The organism is Paenibacillus sp. J22P51 (genome assembly GCF_059692215.1).
In genome coordinates, this window is sequence record NZ_JCAUAZ010000024.1 from 35,802 (window position 1) to 62,640 (window position 26,839).

General features: G+C 46.2%; 20 protein-coding genes. 1 reads left to right on the forward strand and 19 read right to left on the reverse strand.

Annotated elements, in window-relative coordinates; translation table 11 throughout:
- Nucleotides 1–20: 20 nt before the first annotated feature.
- Genes AC58QC_RS28825 through AC58QC_RS28840 form a run of 4 tightly spaced genes read right to left on the reverse strand, consistent with a single transcriptional unit; the run spans nucleotide 21 to nucleotide 5,159 of the window.
- On the reverse strand, nucleotides 21–1,256 hold the full coding sequence (locus tag AC58QC_RS28825; protein ID WP_497418466.1) for a Gfo/Idh/MocA family protein: 1,236 nt from the start codon (nucleotides 1,254–1,256) through the stop codon (nucleotides 21–23).
- 33 nt (nucleotides 1,257–1,289) lie between these two features.
- Nucleotides 1,290–2,255: a PLP-dependent cysteine synthase family protein gene (locus tag AC58QC_RS28830; protein ID WP_497418467.1), complete on the reverse strand. Its 966-nt coding sequence runs from the start codon at nucleotides 2,253–2,255 to the stop codon at nucleotides 1,290–1,292.
- A 20-nt stretch (nucleotides 2,256–2,275) separates the two neighbouring features.
- Nucleotides 2,276–3,226 carry a carbon-nitrogen hydrolase family protein gene (locus AC58QC_RS28835; protein WP_497418468.1) on the reverse strand — a complete coding sequence of 317 codons (951 nt, stop codon included), beginning with the start codon at nucleotides 3,224–3,226 and terminating at the stop codon, nucleotides 2,276–2,278.
- 52 nt (nucleotides 3,227–3,278) lie between these two features.
- Nucleotides 3,279–5,159 (reverse strand): glycoside hydrolase family 36 protein, encoded by a 1,881-nt coding sequence (locus AC58QC_RS28840; protein WP_497418469.1) that lies wholly within the window; start codon nucleotides 5,157–5,159, stop codon nucleotides 3,279–3,281.
- Between the two features lie 258 nt (nucleotides 5,160–5,417).
- Between AC58QC_RS28840 and AC58QC_RS28845 the strand changes: the two genes are divergently transcribed.
- Nucleotides 5,418–9,521: an OmpL47-type beta-barrel domain-containing protein gene (locus AC58QC_RS28845; RefSeq protein ID WP_497418470.1), complete on the forward strand. Its 4,104-nt coding sequence runs from the start codon at nucleotides 5,418–5,420 to the stop codon at nucleotides 9,519–9,521.
- A gap of 61 nt (nucleotides 9,522–9,582) precedes the next feature.
- Here the strand turns inward: AC58QC_RS28845 and AC58QC_RS28850 are convergent, their stop codons facing one another.
- The 15 genes from AC58QC_RS28850 to AC58QC_RS28920 form a co-directional block, all read right to left on the reverse strand.
- The gene (locus AC58QC_RS28850) at nucleotides 9,583–10,884 is read right to left on the reverse strand and encodes a Gfo/Idh/MocA family protein (RefSeq protein WP_497418471.1); all 1,302 of its coding nucleotides are present in this window, start codon (nucleotides 10,882–10,884) and stop codon (nucleotides 9,583–9,585) included.
- Entirely contained in the window at nucleotides 10,874–12,562 is a 1,689-nt protein-coding gene (locus tag AC58QC_RS28855) for a DUF4091 domain-containing protein (RefSeq protein ID WP_497418472.1), read from the reverse strand. Before AC58QC_RS28855 ends, AC58QC_RS28850 begins: the two co-directional genes overlap by 11 nt.
- A 142-nt stretch (nucleotides 12,563–12,704) precedes the next feature.
- Complete coding sequence (locus AC58QC_RS28860) at nucleotides 12,705–15,056, reverse strand: helix-turn-helix domain-containing protein (protein ID WP_497418473.1); 2,352 nt, start codon at nucleotides 15,054–15,056, stop codon at nucleotides 12,705–12,707.
- 168 nt (nucleotides 15,057–15,224) lie between these two features.
- Entirely contained in the window at nucleotides 15,225–15,428 is a 204-nt protein-coding gene (locus AC58QC_RS28865) for a hypothetical protein (protein ID WP_497418474.1), read from the reverse strand.
- A gap of 232 nt (nucleotides 15,429–15,660) precedes the next feature.
- A complete protein-coding gene (locus tag AC58QC_RS28870; protein ID WP_497418475.1) occupies nucleotides 15,661–16,647 on the reverse strand; it encodes a hydroxyacid dehydrogenase in 987 nt (328 codons plus the stop codon).
- Nucleotides 16,648–16,774: 127 nt separating this feature from the next.
- Nucleotides 16,775–18,298, reverse strand: coding sequence for an ABC transporter substrate-binding protein (locus AC58QC_RS28875; protein WP_497418476.1), 1,524 nt, complete (start codon nucleotides 18,296–18,298; stop codon nucleotides 16,775–16,777).
- 118 nt (nucleotides 18,299–18,416) lie between these two features.
- Nucleotides 18,417–19,319 (reverse strand): carbohydrate ABC transporter permease, encoded by a 903-nt coding sequence (locus AC58QC_RS28880; RefSeq protein ID WP_497418477.1) that lies wholly within the window; start codon nucleotides 19,317–19,319, stop codon nucleotides 18,417–18,419.
- Nucleotides 19,320–19,333: 14 nt separating this feature from the next.
- The gene (locus AC58QC_RS28885; protein ID WP_497267362.1) at nucleotides 19,334–20,251 is read right to left on the reverse strand and encodes an ABC transporter permease; all 918 of its coding nucleotides are present in this window, start codon (nucleotides 20,249–20,251) and stop codon (nucleotides 19,334–19,336) included.
- Between the two features lie 235 nt (nucleotides 20,252–20,486).
- Nucleotides 20,487–21,983, reverse strand: coding sequence for an ABC transporter substrate-binding protein (locus AC58QC_RS28890; RefSeq protein WP_497418478.1), 1,497 nt, complete (start codon nucleotides 21,981–21,983; stop codon nucleotides 20,487–20,489).
- A gap of 98 nt (nucleotides 21,984–22,081) precedes the next feature.
- A complete protein-coding gene (locus AC58QC_RS28895; RefSeq protein ID WP_497418479.1) occupies nucleotides 22,082–22,372 on the reverse strand; it encodes a DUF3902 family protein in 291 nt (96 codons plus the stop codon).
- Between the two features lie 838 nt (nucleotides 22,373–23,210).
- The gene (locus AC58QC_RS28900; protein WP_497418480.1) at nucleotides 23,211–24,014 is read right to left on the reverse strand and encodes a LysM peptidoglycan-binding domain-containing protein; all 804 of its coding nucleotides are present in this window, start codon (nucleotides 24,012–24,014) and stop codon (nucleotides 23,211–23,213) included.
- 578 nt (nucleotides 24,015–24,592) lie between these two features.
- Nucleotides 24,593–24,967, reverse strand: coding sequence for a hypothetical protein (locus AC58QC_RS28905; RefSeq protein WP_497418481.1), 375 nt, complete (start codon nucleotides 24,965–24,967; stop codon nucleotides 24,593–24,595).
- Nucleotides 24,968–25,247: 280 nt separating this feature from the next.
- Entirely contained in the window at nucleotides 25,248–25,520 is a 273-nt protein-coding gene (locus tag AC58QC_RS28910) for a hypothetical protein (RefSeq protein ID WP_497418485.1), read from the reverse strand.
- Entirely contained in the window at nucleotides 25,477–25,725 is a 249-nt protein-coding gene (locus tag AC58QC_RS28915; RefSeq protein WP_497418482.1) for a hypothetical protein, read from the reverse strand. Before AC58QC_RS28915 ends, AC58QC_RS28910 begins: the two co-directional genes overlap by 44 nt.
- Before the next feature lie 295 nt (nucleotides 25,726–26,020).
- Complete coding sequence (locus tag AC58QC_RS28920; protein ID WP_497418483.1) at nucleotides 26,021–26,413, reverse strand: hypothetical protein; 393 nt, start codon at nucleotides 26,411–26,413, stop codon at nucleotides 26,021–26,023.
- Nucleotides 26,414–26,839 lie beyond the last annotated feature (426 nt).

Here is a 26,839-nt window from a genome sequence, read left to right on the forward strand (position 1 = left end):
ATTCGCCCAGTAAAAGGGAGTTAGCAAACACTTGAAACTTCAAAGTTTTGGTTCTCTAATCTTGATTTTTCAGCGAGATGGCACATCAAATGACTTTGAATAGATAGGTCGATATCACTACTTCCTTGTTTGCCACTTGCAACCATCCCTACAAAATCTCTCATTAGAATCTCATCGGCTCCGCTATGTCCGGATTCTGGATGACTCACCTCATACACATCTATTGCGCCGCTTGCAAAATGATGTACTTTAATCGTACTTTCTTCCATACTTCCAATCATCTCGCCCATGGTTCCCATGATGCGAATATCTCTTCCAGTTCTATGTGAAAAGGCAGACATCGTTAACATAACGGTGATATCGTCTTCCAATAATAGATTTACGGTTTGATGGTCAACTGCGTCATTTCCGCAACGATAGACACATCTCCCATAACGCCCTTTTTGCAAAGCTTCGGTCAAATCAGTGAATCCTTCTTTTTCACAAGCCAATTTACGAAAATCTTCCATATTACTGTAAATTTTTATCGCATTATAAGGACACGAATCCATAACCTTGCAACCATCCGTACATCTCTCCGTACTGCCTTCTGGAGCATTTTCTGGTCTAAAATGTGTCAACGCCCCATAAGAGGAAATACGTTTACATGTCTTGCCAGTTAAATAGACCATCAAGTCCATATCATGACAGCATTTTGCCAATATCATTGGACTCGAAATGAATGTATCACTCCAGTCGCCTCTTACAAAGCTGTGTGCATGATGATAAAAACCGACACCCTCAACATGTATAATATTAATAATATCTCCAATCGTTTTGTTATCTAAGAGCTCTTTCATCTTTCTAAAATAAGGCGTATATCGTAAACTATGGCACACTTGGATGTTTACATTATTTTCTTTGGCTGCTTTTAAAAGTTTATAGCTATTTTCGATATTCGGATCAATTGGCTTTTCGAGCAAAATATGTTTGTAACCTTTCTTTATGGCTAAAATAGCCGGTTCAACATGTTCGGTATCTTGCGTACAGATGAGAATACAGTCTGCAATCGGGTCAAGTTGTAACAAATCCACCCACGAGTGAAAAGAATATTCCGGCTTAATTTTATGCGATTTTTCAAATTCTTCTCTTAAAAACCCTCGGGTTTCTGCAACTGCAACAAATTCCAATTCGGTCGGGTTTTGTAAAGCATAGGGTGCATAAGCATATTGCCCTCTTCCCCCTGCCCCGATAAGTGCTGCCGTTATTTTTTTCATTGTTGCCTCCGTGTTTGTGTCTCCGTTATTCGTTTACGCGTACAGATCGGTGCTTAAATATTTCAATCCTGAATCGTTAATAGTCAAAACGATCCGTGCGCCCTTCTCTCGCGACTTCAGCAGTTGTAGGGCTGCAGCAACGTTGACTCCGGAAGAAAAACCCGCAAAAATTCCCTCTTCGCGCGCTAATCGCCTACAAGCTTCTATCGCTTCCTCATCGGTAACTGTCAAGAAGTCAGAGATCAAGCTTCGATCAACCAATGGCAGCTCCATACTATAACCGCCGCCTTGCAGCCTGTGGTTCGGATTGCTCTGTGTTCCTCCCGCCAGAAAAGGTGCCCCTTCCGGCTCAACCAAGTAATTGCGAATGTCAGGATTATAGGCATTTAACCTTTTGGCACAACCGGCAAACGTTCCACCGCTTCCTGCAAAGTCAAGAAACACATCGAATTCGCCACTCGTCTGCTCCCATATCTCTTCTGCTGTATGTAACTCATGTGCGAGCAAACTCCCCGGGTGATGGAATTGATCCGCGCGGAATGCGCCTCGTGCTTGAACGATATGAAGCGTTTCTGCATCTACAAGGGCAAGATCCTCGCCAGACACTTGTCCTGGTATTGATCCAGTGGCTTGATCTACCAGTACGACCTCAGCTCCTAGTGCTCGCATCATCCGGGCTCTCTCCATTGAATTCCCTTTCGACATCACAGCAACAAACGGGTACCCTTTCACCGCGCAGACGATCGCAAGCCCAGTTCCGGTATTGCCGCTTGTCAGCTCCACGACGGTCTGACCTGGCGTAAGCGTGCCATCTAGCTCAGCTTCTTCAATGATTTGAAGCGCTATACGATCTTTCTTACTAAAACCAGGATTGAGGTATTCGAGTTTAGCATAAATTTCTCCGTCTAATTCCTTCGTTAATCGGCTTAATCTAACCATGGGTGTATTTCCTATCGCTTGATGAGCGCCATCCAGAATTTTTCTATATTTGTCGATCATTTGCTCCACTCCTTCACAATTTAAGGCTCGATTCGTCCAGGCAAGCACCGGGACGCTTCTGCTCGACGGAAATAATCATCCATCAGCTCCAGCCCAAACTCTGCAATAATATCTTTCACATTCAAGTCCTCAGATTCGCTAGTTAACAGGACACAACCCAGAAAGCCAGGGTCATGAATCTTAACTTTCGTCCCATATTTCTGTTTAATCTTAAAAAAATGTGCACCATTTTCATCAATATGTATGACAGCGTAATCCAAATTGACCTTGGTTGTAATAAATGAATAGTAATTCGTGCTCTGTGCCGCGACCTCTCCCAATGGCGTAATCACTGTGCAAGGTAAGCCCGATATCGCGCCGGCAAAATAAGATCTGCAGGAATAAGCCCAATAGTTTTGCATAATCCCACCATGATACATGGAAGGAAATACAATTAAATCTGGCTTTGCTTTCGCATATTGCTGCCGAAGCTCGTCAAAGTTCAAATCAAAGCAGATCGCAGATGCAACTCTCCCAAAATCACATTCAAAGATGGGTGCTTCCTTCCCATATAGAATATGATGCTTGTTATATTCATCAGGAACCAGATGGTTTTTATGGTATGCCCCCATCACTTGACCTTCGCGATCAATCAACTGCATCGCATTGCGCCAGCTGCCGTCCTCCGCTTCCATATGTGCTGGATACGTGATATAACAACGGTGCTGTTTCGCAACGGCAGCCAGAAATTCACGGATTTGATTTTTTCGAGCCCGATAATAAGCTAATTTTTGATCTTGTGGGAACTTCCTTTGATCCGGCCTGTCACAGGCTTCATGCAGGATAATTAAATCTGGACGATCTGGGAGCACCTGGTCCAGCTGACTCTGCCAATGTTGGATCATCCGTTCCACAACCACTTGGGGAGGAGTATCTGCCTCGATAACCAAAGGTCTAGGACCTAAACAACTTATCGTTACATAATTCGCCATAGATACACTCCACCTTTAATGAAAATTGATCAAACTGAGAGATGTGTCCGTACTATTCCTCGTAGACCCACCAAGCCTTCGCCGTGTGAGGTTCCAAGATGATTTCTTCTGCTAAAACCGTAATGGGTAGACCGCTCCAAAATTCTTTATGCGATCCTTTCAAACCTGCAAACGGCTGAGGCAGCTTCCTTGGTCTATAATCATCGCTTAGATTGAATATAGCCAGAAGTTTGCGCCCGTTCCCCTGTGCCACTACAATCGGCACATCATCTCCATCGTATTCGAAAAGATTGATGGGGACTCCACGTTTAACCGGCTCTTGAAGTACTGTGGAAAGATAAGCCAAACCTGCTTCGTTTAAAAGGTTCAGTGCGTCTCCTAGAACCATATCCCCGCCGGTCACATAGCAAGCAAGCAGCAGTGTCTGCGCTTCCGCCAGATTCATTTCTCGTCCGGCATACCAATTGGCACCTGAATTCCAAGGCTTTTTGGCTAAGCGCCGACTTAATTGAAGATCGTCCGTAGTGCGATCACACCTGACAATAGCGAAATCAGGATCCGTGTTCCCCACCGCCCCCTGCATCCACCAACGCGCCAGCATCGACCGTATATTTTGCCGGATATGACTCCAGTAATGGTGAATGTCTCCCGTCGTTCTGTGGGAATTGGCTATGCCGATGACCGCCTCGAAAGGGGCGCCGCAAGCAAGCAAGTAGGCATCCTCCCCTATCGAATCGCGAATAAGGCGGAATAGTTCGCGAAGCATGCCGACGTGTGTGATGTCGTCACGATAGAAGCGCGAAGCGCCTAGCAACTGCTGTGTAAAATCACATTTGAAGTAAGTAAATCCTGCTTGTCGCAATTGAGTGTATATCGTACAAATATGCTCCCTCACCTCAGGGTGGGTAATGTCAAGTTGAGCCATAGAGCAGTACCCAATACTCACCATATAGGGGTTTCCATCACCGTCGTTAACAAACCAATTCGGATGCTCCCGATATAAGGGGGTATAAACATTCACCATAAGCGGAGCCGTCCATATCCCTGGTTCGAATCCGGCCACGCGAATCGTTTCACAGAGTTTCTTCAGCCCGTCGGGAAATTTCCATCCCGCGTCCCAAATCCCCCACTGGCATTGATAACCTTCGTCAATGACGATATAGCTCATGGAGTCTGCAAAATGTTCCTGCGCTGTACAAGCGTTCTTAATAATATCGCCTTGTGAAACAGAGCCTGCGTAATAATCCCATGAATTCCATCCGGTTACGCGCGGTTTGCTCAATAAGGATTGAGGAAGTCGATTTCGCATGAGCTCCGCATATTGTTCCAACAAGTTATTCCCGTCCTTGCCGTGAAGCATGATTATGTGGGCAAGCAACACCGAGTCGTTCGTATTAATTCGGCGTGGCGCGGTTAATTGAACGCTCAAGCCGAAAGCACCGTCTCGATGCACACTTTCGTGCAAAATCGGGAAGCTAACGAAGCAATCTTCATATGGAGGCAAAGCCCCTAGTAGCAACGCATCGCCAGGCAATCTGCTGGATAACACAGTTACCATGGCAGAGGCTTCGTTAGGATCCGACCAATCGTTGGGACGATGTACTGGACGAACGCCCGCAAGCTTCTCGAAACATTGGGAATGATGGAGTTGCACATAGCTCCTTGCATCCAAGTGGGGAGTAATATCCATCGGTTTCCATTCTAAACTGATATTGCGCAAGTGAATGTCATGAACGCCATTGTTTTGAACCTTAATACTTCGGATCTGATCTTGCTCACAGCTTATAGAGACTTCCAATTCTTCCCATCGCCAAGTCCGATGGCCACTGTCCACATCTTCCTCGATAAATGCGTCACAACATTTTAATGTTCGATCAGCGCAATCGATCCGCAAGGAAACTTGATTCCATTGAAATTGATTTAATTGTTGCATTTCCTTCCCCCCCATTCATACACCTTTTCAACATAAACCGGATTACAAACAAAAGAAAAGTGCAAGATCTGCACTTTACTCTATTATGTAATGGTATGTTTTCATTTTTTACTTCCCAAAACGGCGGTTCACAAAAATATAAATGTTTCAGCTTGATTCAAGACTAAAGTACGGATATTAGACTTTTTATTATTTGGCCTATTGGTAAGTTAGAAGTATGGATATTATCCATAACAATTTATCAAGGAGGACTGTGTAATGCGAAAAAATACGAAGCTTGGGTATGGCTTGGCGTTAACGTTGACGCTAGGCTTTATCGGCGGGTTGCTGCCCGCACCAAGCGCATTTGCAGCTGCAACGACCTACTACGTAGCTCCGAACGGAAACGACGCTGTAGCAGTGAACTCAGAGGCGACCCCCTTCAAAACGATCAATAAATGCGCCCAAGTTATGCTGGCCGGGGACACCTGCATCATCGCATCAGGTACGTATCGCGAGACGGTTACTCCAGCTGTGTCCGGCAATAGTGGCCAGCCCATCACCTTTAAGACAGCCCCGGGCGCAACCGTAATTGTAAGCGGTACCGAGCCGATCAACGGCTGGATGCAACACGCAGGACAGATATATAAAGCAGATTTATCTTGGAGCCTCGGGAAAGAAAACCAGCTTTTCGTAAATAATGGCTCGGCAGTTGCTCCTCTTTGGGAAGCGCGTTGGCCAAATATCAGCGAATTCTCGCTGCCAGGTTTAAAAGCAGGTGTTGCCACTGCAGACTCAGGATCAGCAACATCGATTGTTGATTCGGATCTGACGCAGCCTACCGACTTTTGGAAGAACGCGTTGGTCTGGGAAAGAGGCGGGAACGCTTACCAAGGCATGACGAGCAAGGTGACAGGCTATAATAGTGCGACCCACACCCTGACATACGAACCGATTGCAGGTGACTATCAGGAATTGTATCCTCGGTTAGGCAGCACGTACTTCCTCAGCGGGGTTTTAGGCGCATTGGACGCTCCAAACGAGTGGTTTGTGGATGAGACGGCCCAAAAGGTATACTTGTGGGCACCGGACGGCGGAGTTCCCTCCAATGTTGAGGTTAAAAAGCGCAAGACCGCATTCAATTTGAACGGAAAATCCTTCATCCAAATGAAGGGGATTCGCACCTTTGCTGCCAACATCACGATGAACGGATCAAGCAATAACGTTTTAGATGGCATACAGGCTGATTATGTGTATTTCTCGAATTATTCCCAGAATACGACGAATGCCGATCAGCTTAATGGCGGAATTAGCATCGTCGGGGATAATAACGAAATTAAAAATAGCAAGATCGCCTACTCCTCAGGAACATTGATCAATATAGAGGGCAACAGCAACCGCATTGTGAACAACTACATTCATGATGGCAGTTATATGGCCTCCTATGATCCCCTGATCAAGCTTTCAAGCGGAACTAGCAACCTAATCAGTTACAACGATATTCGGAATTCCGGAAGATTCAATATTTATTGGAGATCGGGAAGCGGAGATATCTCCTATAACGACATCTCCAATGGGATGTGGCTTTCCAGAGATGGCGCACTGCTATATAGTTGGGGCCTCGATATGGGTAACAGCAACATTCACCACAATCTGATTCACGACAGCAAAGGCTCCGATATGAGCGTCGGCCTCTATTTCGACAACTATGCGAACAATGTGGTGGCGCATCATAACGTTATCTACAACAACGACGTGGGGATTCAGATGAATACGCCGGGGAATTACAGACTTATCTATAACAACACGGTTGTGAATCATAGAACCAGCAGCATAGGCTTCTGGGGATCTCCACCGTATAACCAAGAGTTGTTTGGATCAAGGGTGTTTAACAACATTTTCACGAATAGTGTCTCCTTAACAGCAGATACGGCAAACGGTTATAACACGACATCTAGCACTGGTGTGAATTTTGTGAATCCAGCTGCTAACGACTTCCGGTTAAATGCCGGTTCAACGGCCATTAACACAGGGGCGGTAATTAAGGGAGTCACGGACGGTTACGTAGGTCCTGCCCCGGATGCAGGTGCCTTTGAGTTCGGCGGTGTCAATTGGAAGGCAGGGCCGGATTTTGCCAATCCTCCAAGCGTGACCTACACCCAGATCGATACGCCTTATATGAACCTGATCAAGAACAGCGGCTTCAACGGGACTACCGATAACTGGCTGAAATGGACGACCAACGGAACCACTGATGTTCAATCAGTACCCGCATCTCCAGACTGGCAAGTACGAGGTAGACAATACCGCTTGAAATTGGGGCCTGGCGGAGCCGGTGTGGAACAAAGAATCACGGGTCTTAAACCAGACACCGAATATAAATTTGTGGCTTGGGTGTATAACGAGCCTGGTGAGTCTATTGTAGTCGGCGTATTTAATTATGGCGGAAACGCAATCGATATGTCTGTAAAAGATAACCAATATGTGCGCAAAGAAATTACGTTCCGAACAGGCGCTACAAATACGGATGCACGAGTTCGCATCTATAAGCCTGGATCAGCCGTAGGTCTTTCATACGCAGACGATACGGGCTTGATTGAAAACACGCCGTTCGATGCTGGCGTAAGCCAAACGTTCTTGAAAGAAGTCCAGTTCACGACACCGGTAAATCTCTTTACTGTTGGTGAGCAAGGAATCTTGAATTTGACCGGAACACAGCAAAATGGATCGCCGGCGGATCTGTCTAATGCCGATATCCAGTTGGTCTCCAGCGACCCTCAAGTGCTGCGTATTAATAGCGTAAGCAATGGCTCCATTTCCGTGACTGCCCTTGCAGCAGGTCAAGTCACCGTATCGGCAACCGTCTCCAAGGACGGCATTACGAAAGCGGCAACACAAATCTCGACGGTCTTCCCAACCGGCGGAACGGATACTGGGCCGGCAGGTTGGACGCTGAAGACGTATGGTCCTCATAGCAAGGGCTTCGTCACGACGGATACCGATGGCACCTATTCACTTGTAGGCGTTGGCGACAATGTATGGGGCTCAACGGATGATTTCGTCTATCTTAACAAAAATGTTCATCTCTCCGACCCCAATGCTAAAGTTACATTTACTGCAACGATTGACTCCTTTGACTTTGCAGATCCTGCAACTGTTGGATTGATGTTCCGCGCCAAGGACACGGTGGATTCAAAGCATGTTCAGTTCCGTACGGACGGTACCGGTAAGGTGCTCCGATATGTATTCCGCAATAGTGAGAGTATTCTGGACTCGCAAAATCCACCTGCACAGCAGAAATATTGGGGTTCGCAGACAGGCCTGCTGCTAGACTATGCGGGCAAGAGCATCAATACGCCGTTCCAGATGAGATTGGTCAAAGAAGGCAATAAAGTAACTGGTTATTATTATAAAGAATCGCAATGGCTTTCTATCGGTTCCACTACCGTGGAGTTTGAAGGAACGGACTTCCTCGCGGGTATCGGGATGTTCTCGGGTAGCGGCAAGCCTCCTGTGAAGGCTGTCATTTCTCAGTTAGACATCCAAGTTGAAGATGTGCTTGCTTCCGTTTCTCTGTCAGCGGATAAAATGTTTGTAGGAGCTGCAAGCCCAGCCGCATTAGCGGTGACTGGCTATGTATCCGATGGATCTCTTGCAGATTTAAGCCAGGCATCAATCACGTACAGAAGCGACAATAACGCAGTTGCAACAGTAGATAGCAATGGTATTGTAACAGCAACTGGCGAAGGCATTACTTCCATTCATACATCTGTTACCTTAGGGCCTGTAAAGAAGGAAGCGAGCATTGGCTTCTTATCTGATCTAAGAGCTCCAGTTTCAGTAGCTGAAGCTGTTTATGGGACACAGACGATGGTGGTAGCCCTCTCGGCAACCGACAATTTGTCAGGTGTCGCAAGAACCGAATATCAAATCGATAACAGTGGAACTTGGAGCACTTATACGGGTCTAATTTTATTCGACCAAATCGGCACACACATGGTTCAATATCGTTCTGTCGACAAAGCGGGCAATACAGAAGCAGCCAAAACCATTGTCGTTGGCCTAATGGACCGAACAGCTCCGGTACTAAACGTGGCGCTAAGCAAAACTTCGATTTGGCCAGCGAACCATGAAATGGTTGCTATCCAGGCCACCGTGAACGCTAGCGATTCAGATTCGGGCGTTGCATCTGTCATCTTGAGCTCTATTACTAGCAATGATCCAACTAGCAGTGTAAGCGACATCCAAGCGGAAATCGGTTCTCCCGCTACATCATTCAGCCTGCGTGCCGAAAAGGATCGTATTTATACCATTACGTATACGGCTACCGATAACGCAGGAAATAAAACTGTAGTTTCAAACGTTGTCACCGTTGGGAAATAAAATTGCAAAGAAACACCCTCGTTTCGGATTTCGAAACGAGGGTGTTTGCTTTCATCCAGTCTTACTTTTGCAGCAAGCTGTTCCAATCTATTTGCAAGGAATGCCCGGATTCCATGGAAGCATCTGCTCGAAAACCGACAAGGTGACCGACGATACTATGCTCCAAAGACGTCGAGAATTGGGCTGAAGTGTCTCCACGTACCACTCGAACGAAATCTTCGACGAGTCTGTGATCACCGCCGCCATGCATATCCCGGCTAACCGGAATTTCTACGCGGTGCTCGCTATAAACGCCGCCTTCCCGCAGATGCGGGTGACGTACCACGAAGGAACCTTCTTCAAGCTCTCCGTAGATCTCGCCTTTCGTTCCCGTAATATGTACGGTGCGACATGCCTTTGCAGCCCCGCCTACCAGATTGTGAACGGCTGTGCTTCCGTTCTCAAATTCCATGATTACCGCCTGGTGATCGACAATGTCATTATCGCACCTCCACACGCAGCGGCCGAATGGGTTATCCTTGCGCAGGCTCTCAAGCTTCTCCTCGTCGCTAAGCCACACGCCGTCCAAGTAACGTGGCCACACGTATACCGGCCACAGTGGCTGCTCTACGTACAGCTTTTTCGCAGAGTATACGCAGTTCTCTTCGATTGCGCAGTCGGTTAGGCAGCGGCTGCCTGAACCTTCAGGTGCCCGTGACTCGCGAAAATACGAACGGCCACCATAGCTGCTCACCTTCACAGGCCGCACCTTTGATTGGAACCAGGTGATGAGGTCAAGGTCGTGGCAGCATTTTTGCATGAGGAAAGTCGAGCCTCCTCGCTCCTTATTCGCGAATTTGCCACGAACAAAAGCCGTAGCCATGTGGTGATAGTCCACATTTTCCTCCGTTTGAATGTGGAGGATGTCCCCGATTGTGCCTGCCTCCAACTCACGCTTCAGCTTAACGTAGAACGGGGCATACCGCAGAACATGGCAGATCATGACCTTGCGACCGTACGCTTGGGCGGTTCGATGTAGCTCCAGCACCTCATCCTCGGCAATCCCGATCGGCTTCTCTAACAGCAGGTCGTAGCCTTTCTGCAGCAGCGGCAGACTCGTCGACACGTGCTGCGCGTCTAAGGTCCCGTTAATCGCCGCATCCGCCAGCTTCGGCCGTGCTACAAGCGCCTCCACATCAGCGAATACCATGTCCTCCGCCAACCCATAACGTTCTGACGTATGCGCGCGCCGAAGCGGATTCGGGTCCACGACCCCGACCACCCGCATTTGCTCAGGATGACGCAGCGCGTAGCTCGCGTAATTCATACTGCGACTGCCAGCACCCACAATGATGACCTCTATCGGTTTATTCTCAGCGTTCATTGTTCTCTCCCCTTTTGGTTGACTCCGATGCAACACTTATCGCCTGATTAACCCTTTCCCTAAGCCCAAGCAGCCATTCCGCATCTGTCGGATACCGGTTAAAGCTCAAAGGCTCCGTGAGTCCATCTTCGATCAACACCAGCACCTGATCGCGCCCGACCAAGCTTTCCAGCAGCTGCAGCGCTCTAAGATCCTGCAAGCCCTCATAAAATACTTCCATACGGATCGACTCTATCGGTCCTTCCTCCCCTGGATAGACTAGAAAAGCATCGCCGGATGGGAAGCTGCGGCCAGCGTCCGTCACGCGATACGGATCGATCGCTTTAAGCGAATACTGCGTATTCCAGAAGTTGTAGCCCCAATGCAAGAAACCAGCAATCTGGAACTTATACAGCTGAACGCCGAACACGCGATTGCGGGCGGATGGCATGTTGAAGAAACGATTCGATACTTGCCGATATTGCACGCAGCAGTAATACGTCCACAGCTCTGGAACTTGACGCTCAAGGAACGGTTCGATGTGGTCGTTTGCCGGTATTGGCCTCTTCACGAGCCCCTGTTCATAATATTCATAATTGGTTAGCGCATCGATTATCGGGAAATTCCCCAAATGCGTCTGCATCAGCTCGCTCGCACTGCGATACCAAGGCATATGCTCTAGGAGAGGCTCATCTGAGATATGGAAATAGCACCGATTCTCGAGCCCTCGCTCTCGAAGTAACGCTGTAAGTGCGGGTAAATATTGATTCAGGAATGACGTATACGCTTCCCCAGTCGCATCTGTATCCCAGCCGAAAATGCGACGCAGCTCTCCCTGCACCTCCGCCATCACCTTCGGTGCGTGCTTTGCGCCCCATTGGGTGAACAAGTGTGAGAATTCTAAATAACGAATCCCGACCCGATCGCACAGCTCGATCCAGCGAATCAGCCGAACGAAGCCGAATTCGTATGTGTTGTCTGCCTTCTTCCGCACATCCACCAACTGAACCGTTGGGCGCTCACCACCCACCTGAGTATCCAGCGGTGGGGTAAAGTGCGGCGTGAGCACCATGTTCATGCCGTGTCGCACAGCGGTTTGTAAATACTGCTCAATCCGTAGCCAATGCGCCTCGCTAAAAACTTGGGCCCCGTAATAATTCGCCAAGCAGTCGACATGAAACCACTCCGTGTGAATTAATGTCTGTGGCGGCAGTACTGCTGGAATGACCTCTAAGTGAATGCTTTCCTCGCCAAGGGTCTCCCCCGTTATGGCTGCAAATTGCACATTCACGGAATATACTCCCGCTGGCGTCTCCTCATCCACCTCCACGGTGACCCATACGGATCTCCACTGATAATGGATCCCCACAACGCCCAGTTCTCCGTCGATCGGGTATAACGGATCGGGGTAAAGGCCCGGAGTGACCCGCAGCACATTGTCATCATGGCGGCGTTGGCAGGGAAGTTCCGAAGGCGACAAGCCGACCTCCCGCAAGGTAATGGCCGTCTGCAAGGTGGAAGTGACGCTCACCTGAATTGGCTTGGTCAAAGCAGGCGCCCGATAGGCGACCTGGAAATCGAACGTCTCTCCGCGCAAGGCAGAGCCACGTGAATAAGACTCGGACCGGAGCTCCTCGTCTGGAAATACTTTTACTAAGGAATGGAGACAGCGTGTCTCAAATACAAATTGATCCTGCATGTGAATTCCCCTTTGTTCTCTCGACTTAGGAACAGCGTAACCTCCAGAAAAAGCAAAAGAAAGTGCAAGATTCGCACTTTCTTTCACCAAATCAATGAACAATTTGAACTTTTATGCACGATGAAGCTTCGGAAAGGTTTGTCTACAAGGACAGTGATTTCTTGATGCGGTAATCCTTCGGCGTCGTGCCGAAGCGCTTCTTGAACAGCTTGAAGAAGTAGCTCGGAGAGCTGAAACCAACCTTTTCGGAGATTTCGTTCACTGGCAGGTTATTGTTTTCGAGCAGCATGACCGATTTCAGCAGCCGAATTTCATTGATATAATCCGCAACAGAGATCGTCTCCTGCTTTTTGAAAATGCGGCCGACATACGCAGAGGACATCCGGAGCATATCGGCAATCTCCTGCAGGCTTAGATTCGGATTGGAGTGATTCGCTTGAATCACATCTTTAATCGTATCGATAATAAAATGGTCCTTTGTCTCCGTCCCGCGTTTCTGATCCTCGAAGATCGCGCTGAGGATGGCGCCGAACTCCGTAAAGATTTCGTCCAATGTCTCCTTCTCGAATACGAGGCGATCGATGGAGCGCAGGTCGATGAGCAGCGGAGACAGCTTGTTCTGGTTGATTTCTCGGACCGTCTGTTTGATTAGGATGCCGAGTTGAATCACGGATTGCACGACGGCGTCGGAGCTCATTCCGGCAATCAACCGACGCAAGTTCTCGAGCTCCTGGAAGACGCTTTCCGGATGGCTCGCCTTAATCGCCTCTGCGAATTTCCGCTCGAGCTCAATCGGGATGTGCGCCTCAAGATTGGCGATGTTGCTCTGTACCATCTCCGGCGTGATCACGGAGCCGTGGCCAAAATTCATTTTATATAGATGGTAATCCAATGCTTTCTCATAGCGGTCCGTCAGCTCGTGAAAATGGGAGGCGACATCGCCCAGCGCTACCGTGAAGGTGACGTGGTAGTAATCACCAATGACTTGCTGCGCCTGCTTTAGTAATTTCGTGATTGCCGTGTAGCTTTCCTTCGGACTCGACCCGGCTTCGAAGACCAGCACCAGATGCTCTCCTCGAATGTCGACGACGTCCCCTCGCAGCTTCTCCGAAACGAATTCTCGAATGATGTTGGACACGGCAAAATTCAGCAGATTCATATCCACACCGAGCATTTTTTCCTTCAGTTCTTCAAAACGATCAAATTTAAGGACTCCTACGATGCTCTCCTTTTCCAAATCGACATTCACATATCCGCCTCGCATACACTCGGCCAATTCCTCAGACGTGAAGGCACGGCTGTCGGTCACGAGCTTGCGCAGATAGTATGAGCGCACGATCGCTTCGTTGCTGTCGTGCTTCGTCTGCTCGGTCATGAGCTTCTCGATCAAATGATTGTAGATATGCGAGATGTAGCTGATCTCGTCCTGCTCACTTGTGCGGTCCGGCTCGCCGCCAGGCAGCCGCTTCGTCTGTTTGAGCAGCCCGTTAATCGGCGAGTACAGACGGTTCGAGATGACCAAAGAAGCAAAGACGGCAATAACGAGACAGATTGCAGCGACCGTGATGAAGACGATCTTCAACTTATCCACCGCAGCGATCACGCCGATAAAAGGTTCGACATCGACGATCACCCAGTTGACGGAACGGTTCACGATGTAATTGACGATCTGTTTCTCGCCGTTAACCATATACGTAAACTGGGACACTTGGCGGCCGGAGGAAGCGATCTGCCGATACACCTCGTCCTTTAAGTTCCCCAGATCTTGGTCGTTTTGAAAGTCCGGACTGTACATTTCTTTATTCTGGTCCAGAACGAAAATCCGATTGGAATGGTTCGAGGATTGACGGTTCATCAGCTCCAGCTTCTCAAACAGCCATTCTGGCTTAACATTGATGATTAGAGCACTCTCCTTCTTCGTATATGCGTCTAGCGAGTCATACATAAACAGGGAGAATACTTGCTGCGAGCGCTCCGGATGCTTGAGGTCCGGGACGTAGCGGAGCGGCATCATTTGCATTTTGAAATTTGGCTTACCGCCACTTAGAAATTCACCGAGTTGATTCATTAGATTGCTGGTTGAGCTCGTGATCGCGTCGTCACCGCTCATGAAGAACATGTTGCGCTTGCTGTTGTAGAAAACGATGGAGTGAATAAAGGAATTGTACGCGATGGTCTTGTTCAATTTGTTTACACGGTTGGTGTCTTCAAAGGTTTCCTGTTCACCGCTGAATAACAAATGGGCCATATCCGTATCGTAGAACATAGAGATGGCGAAATTTTTCACTGTGTCATTCATGTAAGTAATGTTGTAGTTAATCTGTGAAAGCACTTTTTCGTTGGCTTCTTGCTGCGAATCTAAACTAATTTTTTTAGAATACAGGAAAGCGGACAGCAAGGAGGCCAGCATAACGGATATAATAAGCAGATTGATTGACAGAATGATACGCATGAAATATTTCCGTTCCCGGTACTTACGTAAGTAGTTGTTCATCTGTGCATCCCCCCATCTCTGACTTCCTTTACAGCTTCCAATCGCCTCAGCATCAAGTCCACACTTAGTTGACCCTTACCATTTCAACATAATATGCGTATTTCCTTTTCATAGATATACACCCTTCGGATGACCGAAGGGTGTACTTTGGTTTGTCGGGACCTGAACTTAGTAATTACGAGTGAGCTGCAGATCCGTAATGACCGCTTTCGCATCAGGACGGCCAGCGCCGGAGTACAGCGCAATCCCCGCGAGAATGTTGGCGCCGTCCGTGAAGTTGACTGTCGTTTGGCCGAACAGAACGTATTGGTTGCCGTCCAGATAGAAGCCTTTCACAATGTTCCCTTCCTTGGTCAGCATGATAGGCAACAAGCGAGGGATCACGCCTGTAGTAGCCGGTATTTGCTTCACGCCGGTTTTGTAATGGTTGATCAGATCAGTCGCCCCCGCTTAACATCGATAAAATAAAAGCAATGTGTCCTTCTTGTTGGTAATACACTCCTTTTTCTATTGTTGATTGAAATACCTGCAAGCGCTCAGCAGAAAACCCAACAAAGTCGGATTTTCCGCTGAAATAGTTTACATTTTTTCCAAACGTTTGACCTCAAGCCAGCAGATGCATCTGCTCCTCACGGACTTCGCCACTTAGGGGACGACCGTTAAGATAAGCCTGCAGGTCATTCACCACCGATTTCGCGATGCGGCCCATGCCGTTATTAACAGCGCCAGCGATATGCGGGGTTAGAATCACGTTCGGCAGATGACGAAATGGATGCTCCACTTGCGGTGGTTCCGGATCCGTGACGTCGAGACATGCGAACAATCTTCCCTTGCTCAATTCGGCTGCGAGAGCCTCCTCGTCGATAACCGAACCGCGGGCTGTATTGATCAGCACACAGTCGTCTTTCATCATTGCCAGCCGTCCGGCGTTAAACATGTGATACGTCTCCGGTAGCGACGGTAAGTGAATGGAGACGACGTCGCTTTGTCGCAGTAGGTCCTCCAGCTCCAGCTTCTGAGCGCCCATCTCCCTGGCTCGCTCCTCACTGACGAACGGGTCGTAGAGCACGATCCTAACATCAAACTGACGAAGCAATTTAATATAGTGAGAGCCCGCACGTCCTGCTCCGACAACTCCGACAGTAAGACCGTACACTTCGCGCACACGTGAGCCATCGCCCCAGCTACCGGCTGCTGTCTCCCGGCTGAGTCGCCACATGTCTTTCAGCGACACGATTGTAAAGCCGAGTGCTGTCTCTGCTACCCCTTGGCCGAGCGCTTCCGTCGCGTTGGATACGCGAACTCCGCGCTGCCAAAGAGCTTCCGTCACGATCGGCTTAACAGTGCCAGCCGCATGCAGAACGAGTTTCAAATTCGGTGCGCTCTCAAGCACCCGTTCCGTCAATGCACAGCAGCCCCATGACGTGATGGCAACATCCGCATCGGCAATGAGTGCACGTGCTTGCTCTTCCGTTGGGTTTACGTTTTCCTCATTAAGTATAACTTCACCTATTTCACGAAGCTGTGCCAAATGTTCGGGACCAAATACTCGTTCCCGCATGTCTTTTCTTTGCAGTAAGGCAATCTTCACTTCAAATCCTCCTCTTTCTCTCATTCCATATATTTGTTCAAAATCCCATGAAAACCTGGGCTATTCCTGAAAAACATTGCTGTTTTAGGGAGATAGCCCAGGTAATCCATAGATTTGTTAGCCTAGCTTATTTCTTGCCGTTCGCTTTCAACCATGCATCAAGCTGTTTTTGACGCTCAGCTACGATCGCATCGGCGCCAGCTTTCTTCAACTTTTCTTCATAGATCGGCAAGTACTTCTCCGGATCGAGTGTACCACTTCCAAGACCCACATAATACTCATCATTTACAGCCTTGACGTTCGCGGTTTCTGTCTTGACTGGTTCCGAATTGAAGACAAATCCAGTAAGCGGTGAAACTTCACCTTCAGCGTTAACTTTCGCTGTTTGCTCCAGTTTGTCGGCTGGTGAGCCTTCTGGTAAATACTCGTTGATGATGCTGCCGAAGATCCAGTCCGTGTTCGTGAAGTAACCAGCATCCTGATTAATTTTGATGAAATTGCCTGTTGTCTTCGTATAATGCTTACCTTCAATACCGTAAACGAGTGTATTATACAATTGTTTATCGGTGTTCACCAGTTCAAGGAACATCATCGCTCTCTCTGGATTTTTGGAAGTCCGGCTGATCGCATTCAGCGTGCTTGCCGCACCGCTAAAGACTGCTTTAGCCAGAGGTACGAGCACGACGTCAAATCCACCTGCCGCTGCTTTGAACTCAACCTCAGAGCCTGGCTTGCCGGTATGGTCGAACCATACTGCAGTTGTGCCTTTGTTGTAAGCGTCTGCTGCAGCTTTTATTGTTGCAGCATCTTTATTGATGTAACCCTTTGTGTACCAGGAGTTCATCAGTTTGAAGTTGGCTCTCATTTCAGTTGTCACATCTGGTAGGACTTTGAATGTCGTATCGTTTTTGTAAACGGGTCCCTTCACATCAATGTTGTAGAGAGAACCTTGATAGGGTCCGCGTTGGGTCCCGAATGGTGTGATCCCAGGCTCGTTATCCTTGATCTGCTTCAGGTACGGCTCGAGGTCTTCTAACTTCTTAATCGTGTTTACGTCCAGTTTATATTTATCTACAAAACGCTTCTGCATAACCAGTCCTGCTCGAGTTGCTGAGATTTGATAGTTTGGTACCGCATAGATTTTGCCGTCAATCTTCGCATCATTCCAAAATTTCTCTTCCAATGACTTGTAAAGTTTCTGTCCTTGATTCTTCAACAAATCGTCGAGAGGTTGGAATACACCTTTCTTTTGATTCTGATCAAATCTAAACAGCCAGTTCGACGTCCAGATAATATCCGTCACTTCGTTCGCTGCCACAATTGTGTTCAACTTCTGCTCGTAAGTACCGAAGTCCACCGGCATCAACTTGATTGTTGCGTTAATTTTCTCTTGTGTAATCTTATTAACAGCATCATTTACGAGTTGTAGATCTGGATTTGCTTTGTTCTGTGGGTAGTACCAGGTCAATTCGACAGGGTCAAGCTTCTTTGGCGCAGGTGTTGCTGATACGGCAGGAGCCGCACTGCTTGATGGAGAAGGCGTGCTCGTGTTGTCTGTACTGCTGCCGCAGCCGGTTACGGCAATGGCAAGTGCGGAGCTAACTGCGAGTGTGGACATCCACTGAAACCGTGATTTTATAATCTTTTTCAATGAAAAAACCTCCCTGAATATGATTATCGAGCTTTTTTATGAAAACGGATGTGAAAAGCCGATTCCTACTCCTCTTGGTTCCCCTCCTTTCAAGCTTTCCCCATCCGAGTCTTGCAACCTAACCTTTAATAGCGCCGATCGTCAGTCCCTTAACGAAAAATCGTTGAAAGAACGGGAATACCAACAACATCGGACCCGCTGATAGAACGGCTACAGCAAATTTAGCAGATGTCTTCGGAAAGTCCCCCATATCAACATTGAGAGTAACCAACGCTGAGGCGAACTCGGGACGCGATGTGATGAAGTCAAGTGTGTTCATGGTCCTCACTAACAGCAACTGAAGCGGAACCAGTTTCTCGTTGTTGATAAACAGAAGTGCGTTGAACCATTCATTCCAATAGTTAAAAAGAATAAACAATCCCAGTGTAGCGAGTGCCGGCTTCGAGAGCGGAAGAATCAGTGCTGTGTAAATCCGCCATTCACGCGCTCCCTCCACTTTCGCCGACTCAACAATCTCGGTCGGGATTTTTGCCATGAAACCCTTCATAATCAGTACGTAAAATGGACTGAGTAATCCAGGCACGATGAGTGCCCATATTGAATTTTTCAAATGCAATATCTGAGTAATCATAATGTAGAACGGCACAAGACCACCGTTGAACAGCATTGTGAAGAACACATAGAATGACGTTACTCGCTGCAGACCATAATCCCTCCTCGACAGCACGTAGCCCATCGTTGAGGTTAGAATTAGACTGATGCATGTGCCAATGATCGCGACGATAATCGTCACACCGTAGGCCCGTAGGATCGTTTCCGGTGTTTTCAGAAAGTATTTGTACGCCGCAGCGCTGAACTGATCCGGAATAAGACGGAAGCCATTATGCAGAATCGACTGTTCATCAGAAAACGAGATAACGATAACGAGGGCAAATGGAACCAGCATTGCGATCGTGAGCAAAATGAATATGGTATGTATGATGAGTTGGCTCCATACCGCTTTGGACTGTTGGACTACCACGAAATGTTCCCTCCTTAGAACAGAGAATTGTCCTCATTAATTCGTCTAACGATTAAATTGGCGCTGACTACAAGAACAAAACCGACGAACGACTGGTACAAACCTACGGCCGATGCCATACTAACGTCCGCAATTTCACTGAGCGCCCGATAGATGTACGTATCGATAATATCCGTTGTCGAATACGTCATTCCGTTGTTGTTCGGGATGAAGAAATGTAAGCCGAAGTCGCCTCGGAACATATTCCCGATACTGAGGATAAGCAGAATGATAATGAGCGGCGTCAGCTGCGGGATCGTGATATTCGTCACCATCTGCATTCGCTTCGCACCGTCAATCCGGGCGGCTTCATACAGTTCTCCATCAATCCCCAGAATGCCGGCGTAGTACACCATCGCCGAGAAGCCGATCGCTTTCCACAAATGCACGATATTTAGAATGTAGGGCCAATACTGGGCTTCGAAGTACCACGAAATTTTTTCCATACCTGCTGTCACTAGCCAGCTGTTAATAAATCCATTTTCGTGATCGAGAAACGCCTGAGTAATGTAGCTCATGACTACCCATGAGAGAAAAAAGGGCAATATCAACGATGTCTGATAAATTTTAAGCCACTTTTTTGCTATTTCATTGAGAAGAATGGCTACGGTGAGTGCTGCGATCGTCGTTAGCACCATATAACCCAGGTTATACACGACCGTGTTGCGGGTGATTCGAAATGCGGTTTCGCTTTTAAACAGAAACTCGAAGTTTTTGAAACCGATCCAGTCACTTCCCAGAATCCCCTTGTCATACTTATAATTTTTAAATGCAATGACGACGCCAAACATTGGGATGTACGCCATGATAAAAATATAGATGACTGCGGGAAGCGAGAGCGTAAACAGTTCGATGTTCCTGCCGAAAAACCGGAATGCCTTCTTGCGCTTCATGGGATGCCTTCCTCCTTGCCTGTAACGATTTGCTTGGCTTGCTGCCTGAGATCAATTTAGCTGAAATATCATCTATAAAACAGTGTAAAAACTGTACTTTTATCGCCACATCGAGTAAACGATCTGGATTTTACTAACTGAAGTCCGAGCGGTACCGTAGAAATGCCAAAAGGCCGAGAAGCACACGGTGTGGTTTACACCGTCGTTCTCAGCCTTTTCAGATATATGCTTCCGGTTACTTCTTCCCTTTCAACTTCATCCAGTCGTCCAACTGCCTTTGTTTCTCAGCCCTTATCACTTCACTACCGGCCTTGTTCAACTTCTCCTCGTAGATCGGCAAAAACTTCTCTGGATCGACCGTTCCTGTGGCGAGCGCTGGATAATACTCATCATTCACTGCTTTCACATTGGCTAGTTCCGCCTTTAACTCTTCCGTTTTGAACACAAAATCATAATAAGGGGATACCTCCGCCTCTTCGTTGATGCGAACGGTCTGTTCGATCTTATCCGCTGGAGCGCCCTCCGGTAAATATTCGTTGCGGATGTTGCCGAAAACCCAATCCGTATTTGTAAAATATCCGGAATCCGGAATCAGCTTCACGTAGTTGCCTGCCGCGCGCGTATAGTGCTTTCCTTCAATTCCATAAACGAGCGTATTATATAGCTGCTTATCTGTGTTCACCAACTCGAGCAGCTTCATCGCTTTATCCGGATGCTTCGACGTTCGGCTGATCGCGTTCATCGAACTGACTGCACCTGTGAACGACGGCTTTGCGAGCGGAAGGAGTACGACGTCGAACCCGCCGTCGCCAGCCTTAAATTCTGCCTCGGAGCCAGGCTTTCCCGTAAAATCGAACCAAACGGCTGTGTTGCCCTTCTTGTAGACGTCCGCAACGTTCTTCAGGGTAGCCGCATCTTGATTGATATATCCCTTATCGTACCAGGCGTGAACCAAAGCAAAGTTCTTCCTCATTTCAGGCGTGACATCAGGCAGAACCCGGTTGTTCGCATCGCCCTGATAAACCGACACGCGCCAGTCGATGCCGTAGATGTGGTTCGTATAGAAGCCTCTCGTCGTGCCGAACGGAACGATGCCGGGCTCCCTTTCCTTGATCTGTTTCAAGAATGGCTCGATATCGTCAATCTTGTGAATCGCGCTTAGATCGAGCTTGTATTTCTCGACGAACCGCTTCTGAATGACCAAGCTCGGGCGCATGGCGGCAATTTGGTAATTCGGCACGGCAAGCTGCTTGCCATCCAGCTTGCCGTCGTTCCAAAATCGCGGAGACATCGACGCCCGCAGCTTCTGTCCGTATCGCTCAAGCAGCTCGTCCAGAGGCTGGAACACGCCTTTCCGAGCATTCGCGTCCCATGGGAACAGCCAGCTTGAGGTCCAGACAATATCCATCGGATCGCTTGCCGCCACGAGCGTATTCAACTTCTGCTCGTAGCTCGCGAAATCAACGGGCTGCAGCTTGACGCTCGCATGAATTTTATCCGCAATCAGCCTGTTAACTTCGGAATTCACTAGCTGCAAGTCGGCATTCGCTTTGTTCTGCGGGTAATACCAGATCAACTCGTCCAGCTCGGTGCCGCCATCGCCGTCCACCTGTTGCGACTTTGTGCAGCTGCTCAAGACGAACATCAAGAACGCGACTAAGCTCAGAACCTTTAACAACATAAAATGATGTCCAGGAACCGTTCCCCGGATTTTTCCGACGTTATTGTTCAAGCCATTCTCCCCTCTCCCACTCCGATCTCCAGTACAACTTCGGTTCACCGTAATGTATCTAAACACAATTATAAACACTGGAATAAATGTCTTTCTAATCAAAATTCTAATTGCATGAGAATAATGATTAGTGTCGTCAAAATAATAGTTACAAACATAAAAAATGAACTTAATATTATCAATCCATAATCTAAAATGATTTTCTTTAAATTTTGGTAAATTAAAAAAACAGATATTAGAGAGAACAAGTAAGATAAAATTGCTCCAACCCAGTACCACTCCATTTCATTTGTTCCATCTTTACCATAATTTGCCCAAGACTGAAAACTCAAACTAAAAATTAATCCAATTATTGAAAATGTTAAAGACGCTATACTACGTGTTTTCATTAATAAAACCACCTTTGCAAAATGTAGTGATTCTAACACTAATTATAACAAAAGGTTCACCTTTTTATTGAATATCCTACTATATAAGACGCTTCGTAGCTTGTATTTGTTTCGATGCTGATTAGTTTTGTTGTTACGCAATTCTGACAGTTACTTCAATGAATAAAAAAGGAGTTATTCCTCGTTGCTCAAATATATGCCCCAGTAAAGAAGCTCCAAACGACCCATCCGATTAATAGATAATTTGGAGCAATTAATATAATTGATAACCAAATATTATATTTTCTGATTAATATTGCAGCACCAACAAAAAAGAATGGAGAAATGTAACCCCATATTACAAAGGGTTCACTTTGAGCCAACCATACAGAAATAGGTAAAAAAAATACAATCGCAAATATAAAGATTGTGGACTGTCTAAATCTCAAGGCTAAAATTGAAAAAAATAAAGAAAAAGGAGTTAAAAAATAAAAGAGTAACATAATGGAAAAATATCTCCTTTTCTACTTTTTAAATGAAAACTAACCCATACGCTAATCCAGATAGCTTTATCATAATATTTCCTCTATAAATATAATTCTAATTTATTACCTACATCATTACTTTAATGGAATCAAAAAAGAGCTGCTTCAATGCAGCTCCTGCGCTATATTTTCTCGTTAGCTAATTTTGTAAATAATTGCTAAGGGCCGCCATTAGGCAGCCCCTCAGATGTTCTGCATTAGTTTAACGAATGGTTACCTTTACTAATACACTCGTTTCATAGTTGAACACAATCCGCCCGGTAGCTCAACGCGTCTGCCGATTTATGCCGGAAACCGCATAGTTATTTGATATATTAAAAAATGACGGGAACCTCAACCAAATCTTGAATGCTGCCGTCGCGGGCGCTGCGTGTGTACACCATCAATGAACCGTTTTGTGTTGTGGGAGATTGATCAAACTGGAGCTGTACGTCGAATACTCCAAAAGCTGGAGCGCCTTGTGCAGCGGTTGCAGCCCGTTCTTTCGTAATGATATGCCCCATCGCGTCGTGAATTTGGTAATTTATCGTCGCTTCGAACGCTCGAGCGCTACCCCTCAAATGCTGTCCGGATGCAATTTTCGTACCAGGCAATGGCTCAAACACTACGATATTCGTCGAGGACGGAAGCGGGACAACCAAACGGAAACCGGGATAAATGACATTAGGTGATAAACCCTGGCGGTTACGGTTAGCTCGAATCAATTCGCTCATCGGTGTACTGAAACGGCGGGAGATGCTGTACAGAGAATCTCCCTGCTCTACTTCATATACGAAGGCGGCAACAAATAGCAGCTGTGCGACTCGGAGGGTGTCCGGTTGCTGTATTTGGTTGAGTCCGGCTAACATATCAACGCTTACAGAGAAACGTTCGGCGATCCTAAATAGTGTATCTCCCGGCTGAACCTGATATAACACAGAGCTTTGCTCTGCCATACCTGGCAATCGCGCTAACAATACTTGACCGGGGAAGATTCGGTTCGGATCTGCAACAGATGGATATAACGCATTAATCTGCACTAGCGACGGTACGTTGGTGCCCAATTGTTCAGCAATCATATACAAGGTGTCACCTGTGCGAACAGTATATAGCAAGTGGGTCCCTGATGAAATCGGCATGGAAACGCAACTCCTCTTCAAGTAGGTCTATACCCATCATATGCAGTATTCGTCGGTTAACGTGATTATCGTTGAACATATAGCAGCACTGAAAGTACTCTCGTTCCTCATTAGCGCAAGGCTAATCTAGATTGAAAGGTTTTTTTCTTATGATTAGAGTAGCTTGCTACACTTTCGGCTTCTTTACCTTTATACTCAATGCACAAATTGAACCCAATACCCAAATGAAAGCTATTAGATAAATGATTTTAACTTGTGTGTCTTCATGAAAAAACATAATACAGTAAACAAGTGTTAGTCCTGCAATCATTTGAATTGGAATTATAAATCTTCGCAAAAGGATTGGCACGAAAAAACATATTATACATGCAAGAAAGATAAAAGGTTCTACAGCCATTTAGCTCATACCCCCAGTATTTTTTCGAAGTCCAACACAATAGTACCACAATATGGAAATTATAAAGAAATATGTTTCCACGTTAAACTGCCCGTTACTTCAACAGGCTGCCGAATATGCCGGCAGCCTGATTCATTATTGTGCTATCGTTTTCCGTTAGCGTAACGACGACACCTGTTAATTAAGTACGAAATAGAATATCAATATCCCCATCTACAAATCCAATTCCAATTGCAGATGCACTTTTGAGGATGTTTGTATACTCTCCTTCTTTAAGATAACGTTCTACTAACATCGTAATGTGATTTAAACCTTGTTCCCAATGTTGAATATCTTCTGTTCTTTTTATGTAGCAAATATCTTCTTCCGAATTAAAATAGTCGGTACAAGCCCAATCTGAGTCATTCTCATCGAATTCATCTGAACCAATTAATTGTATATCGTATGTATCATCTGAACCTTCATATAAGTTAAAATTGAATGCTTTTATTCCTACAGGGATGTCTTGCTCTAAAATCTGATTTAACCAATTTGAAAACAATCTATAATTCTCCATATACATTCCCCACTTTTAATACGAGTTTTGTTAATTATGATGTTATATCGTAAAGTTAAACAATTCAACTAATCTGCCCGATAGCTCAATAGTAAGTCCAGATTTCAGCTATATTTTAACCGACCTAACCTTCTTTCTTATCATCCGTCGGGAATGAGATAAAGTTCTTGTCAAAATCGGGAATGGGATAAAGTTCTTGTCATTTGGTTTTGACAAGAACTTTATCCCATAAAACAAAAAAGCCGCGATTTTCGTGGCCATTAATGAGATAATGGTCTTGTCACCCGACAGTTGTTGTCGTTACGTCGGGTGTCATATCTACATCCTGATTATCTGATTTTTGATAAAGATATCCAGGCAACATAAATATATCAGAGCCAGGGTCTTTTCTTATTATTTCAGTAGCACGGGATAAGAGTTTTTTCTCCATCATTTCTAAATTCCTGGATCCCTGTGCAAAGCAAAGTCCCCCAGTAACGTTTCTCTTTAGCGAAATGGCAGAAAGCATTTTACGGATTGTCCTTTGTGACAAAGGTGCCCGCAACCAAGTCATGTATTGCCCTTTTGTCCTTCCTTCGGTTGACCAATACAATGTTGGCAACGAGAAAGCCAAGGCTAATGAGTGAGAAGCATAACACAGCTGCCCAGTAAACTTCCTGTGAATTAGTCTCGTCACCCGTAAACTTGATCCAAAGAGTCGTAAAAATAAGACCCAAAAACGTAGGTGACATATAAATTAAAAAGCAAATAGCGCGCAAAAACGACTCCCAAAGTGTTACCCGTTTACCGATTTTGCCGATGATGCGGTAAAAAGCCCGCGATTTACGCGGACTTGATTCGGACTATGTTCTTGTCATCCGACAAATCCATAAATGACAAGAACTTCCTCGGAAGAATCTCCTGTTCCAACTTTTCATATAACGTTAGTATTCCCGCAGACAAAAAAACCATCGTTAGTAAATTTTCCGATGGTTTTTTTGGGCTTTTATTAAATAAATGGAATATTACTTCTGAAGCTCCGCTATCGAAATTGTTTATAAGTAACACTATTCGTCAATTACTTGTTAAACGTTTTTCAAGATTTGTCTTAAATAAAAGAATATCATCGAGATTTACAGCAAAATCATGGTCACTAATATTGAAATTGAGTACAAACAATCCAGCTCTCTCGCGAACCATAATCGTCGGACGAATATTGTCGCCAATAGCGTCTTGGGTTATAGTGCTTCCATAAAAATACCAATTTGTTTCAGTGGGGGGAGGAGTAGTGCTCTCGGACAAATTTATTCTTATTATTCTACACAAATCCTCCATTAAGTTTTCATTAAGTCTAAGGTCTTTTCCGTACTTGCCATCAACAGACATGTCGGCATATCCGTACCAAATGTTTCTGCTTGCTTTCTTTCCGTCCTCGGAAGCGTACGTTTCATCAAATAAAATTTCCATTTTCCTTATCCTCCTAAAATATAAAGTCGTTTCTATTACTTGATTTTTAGCTATAAATAACAGTTAGCTTTGCTGATTAGATTAGAGAAAGTTTATCACTCATTGTACATATCCCTTCCCTCTGGGAGAATTATCACCTTCTCTCTACTATTCTTAACACTTTTGTAACTATCGATAACTAATGGATACGAAAAGACAGCTTTAATGCTACCAGATACCTTTTTAAGCTATTTTTTGTTCGTAAGCTAACGTTATCCGTTAGTTTAGTATTGCTATGCGATTAGGTGGCGCAAGAAATATCTTTTAACTGTAAAATTGCTCTTCTGTCAAGAAAGTGGACGTCCCTAAGTTATGCCACCCGCTGGTAGTATAGCTGCTCAAATTCGGCGGGAGACATGTAACCAATTGTGCTATTCGACCTTGTCC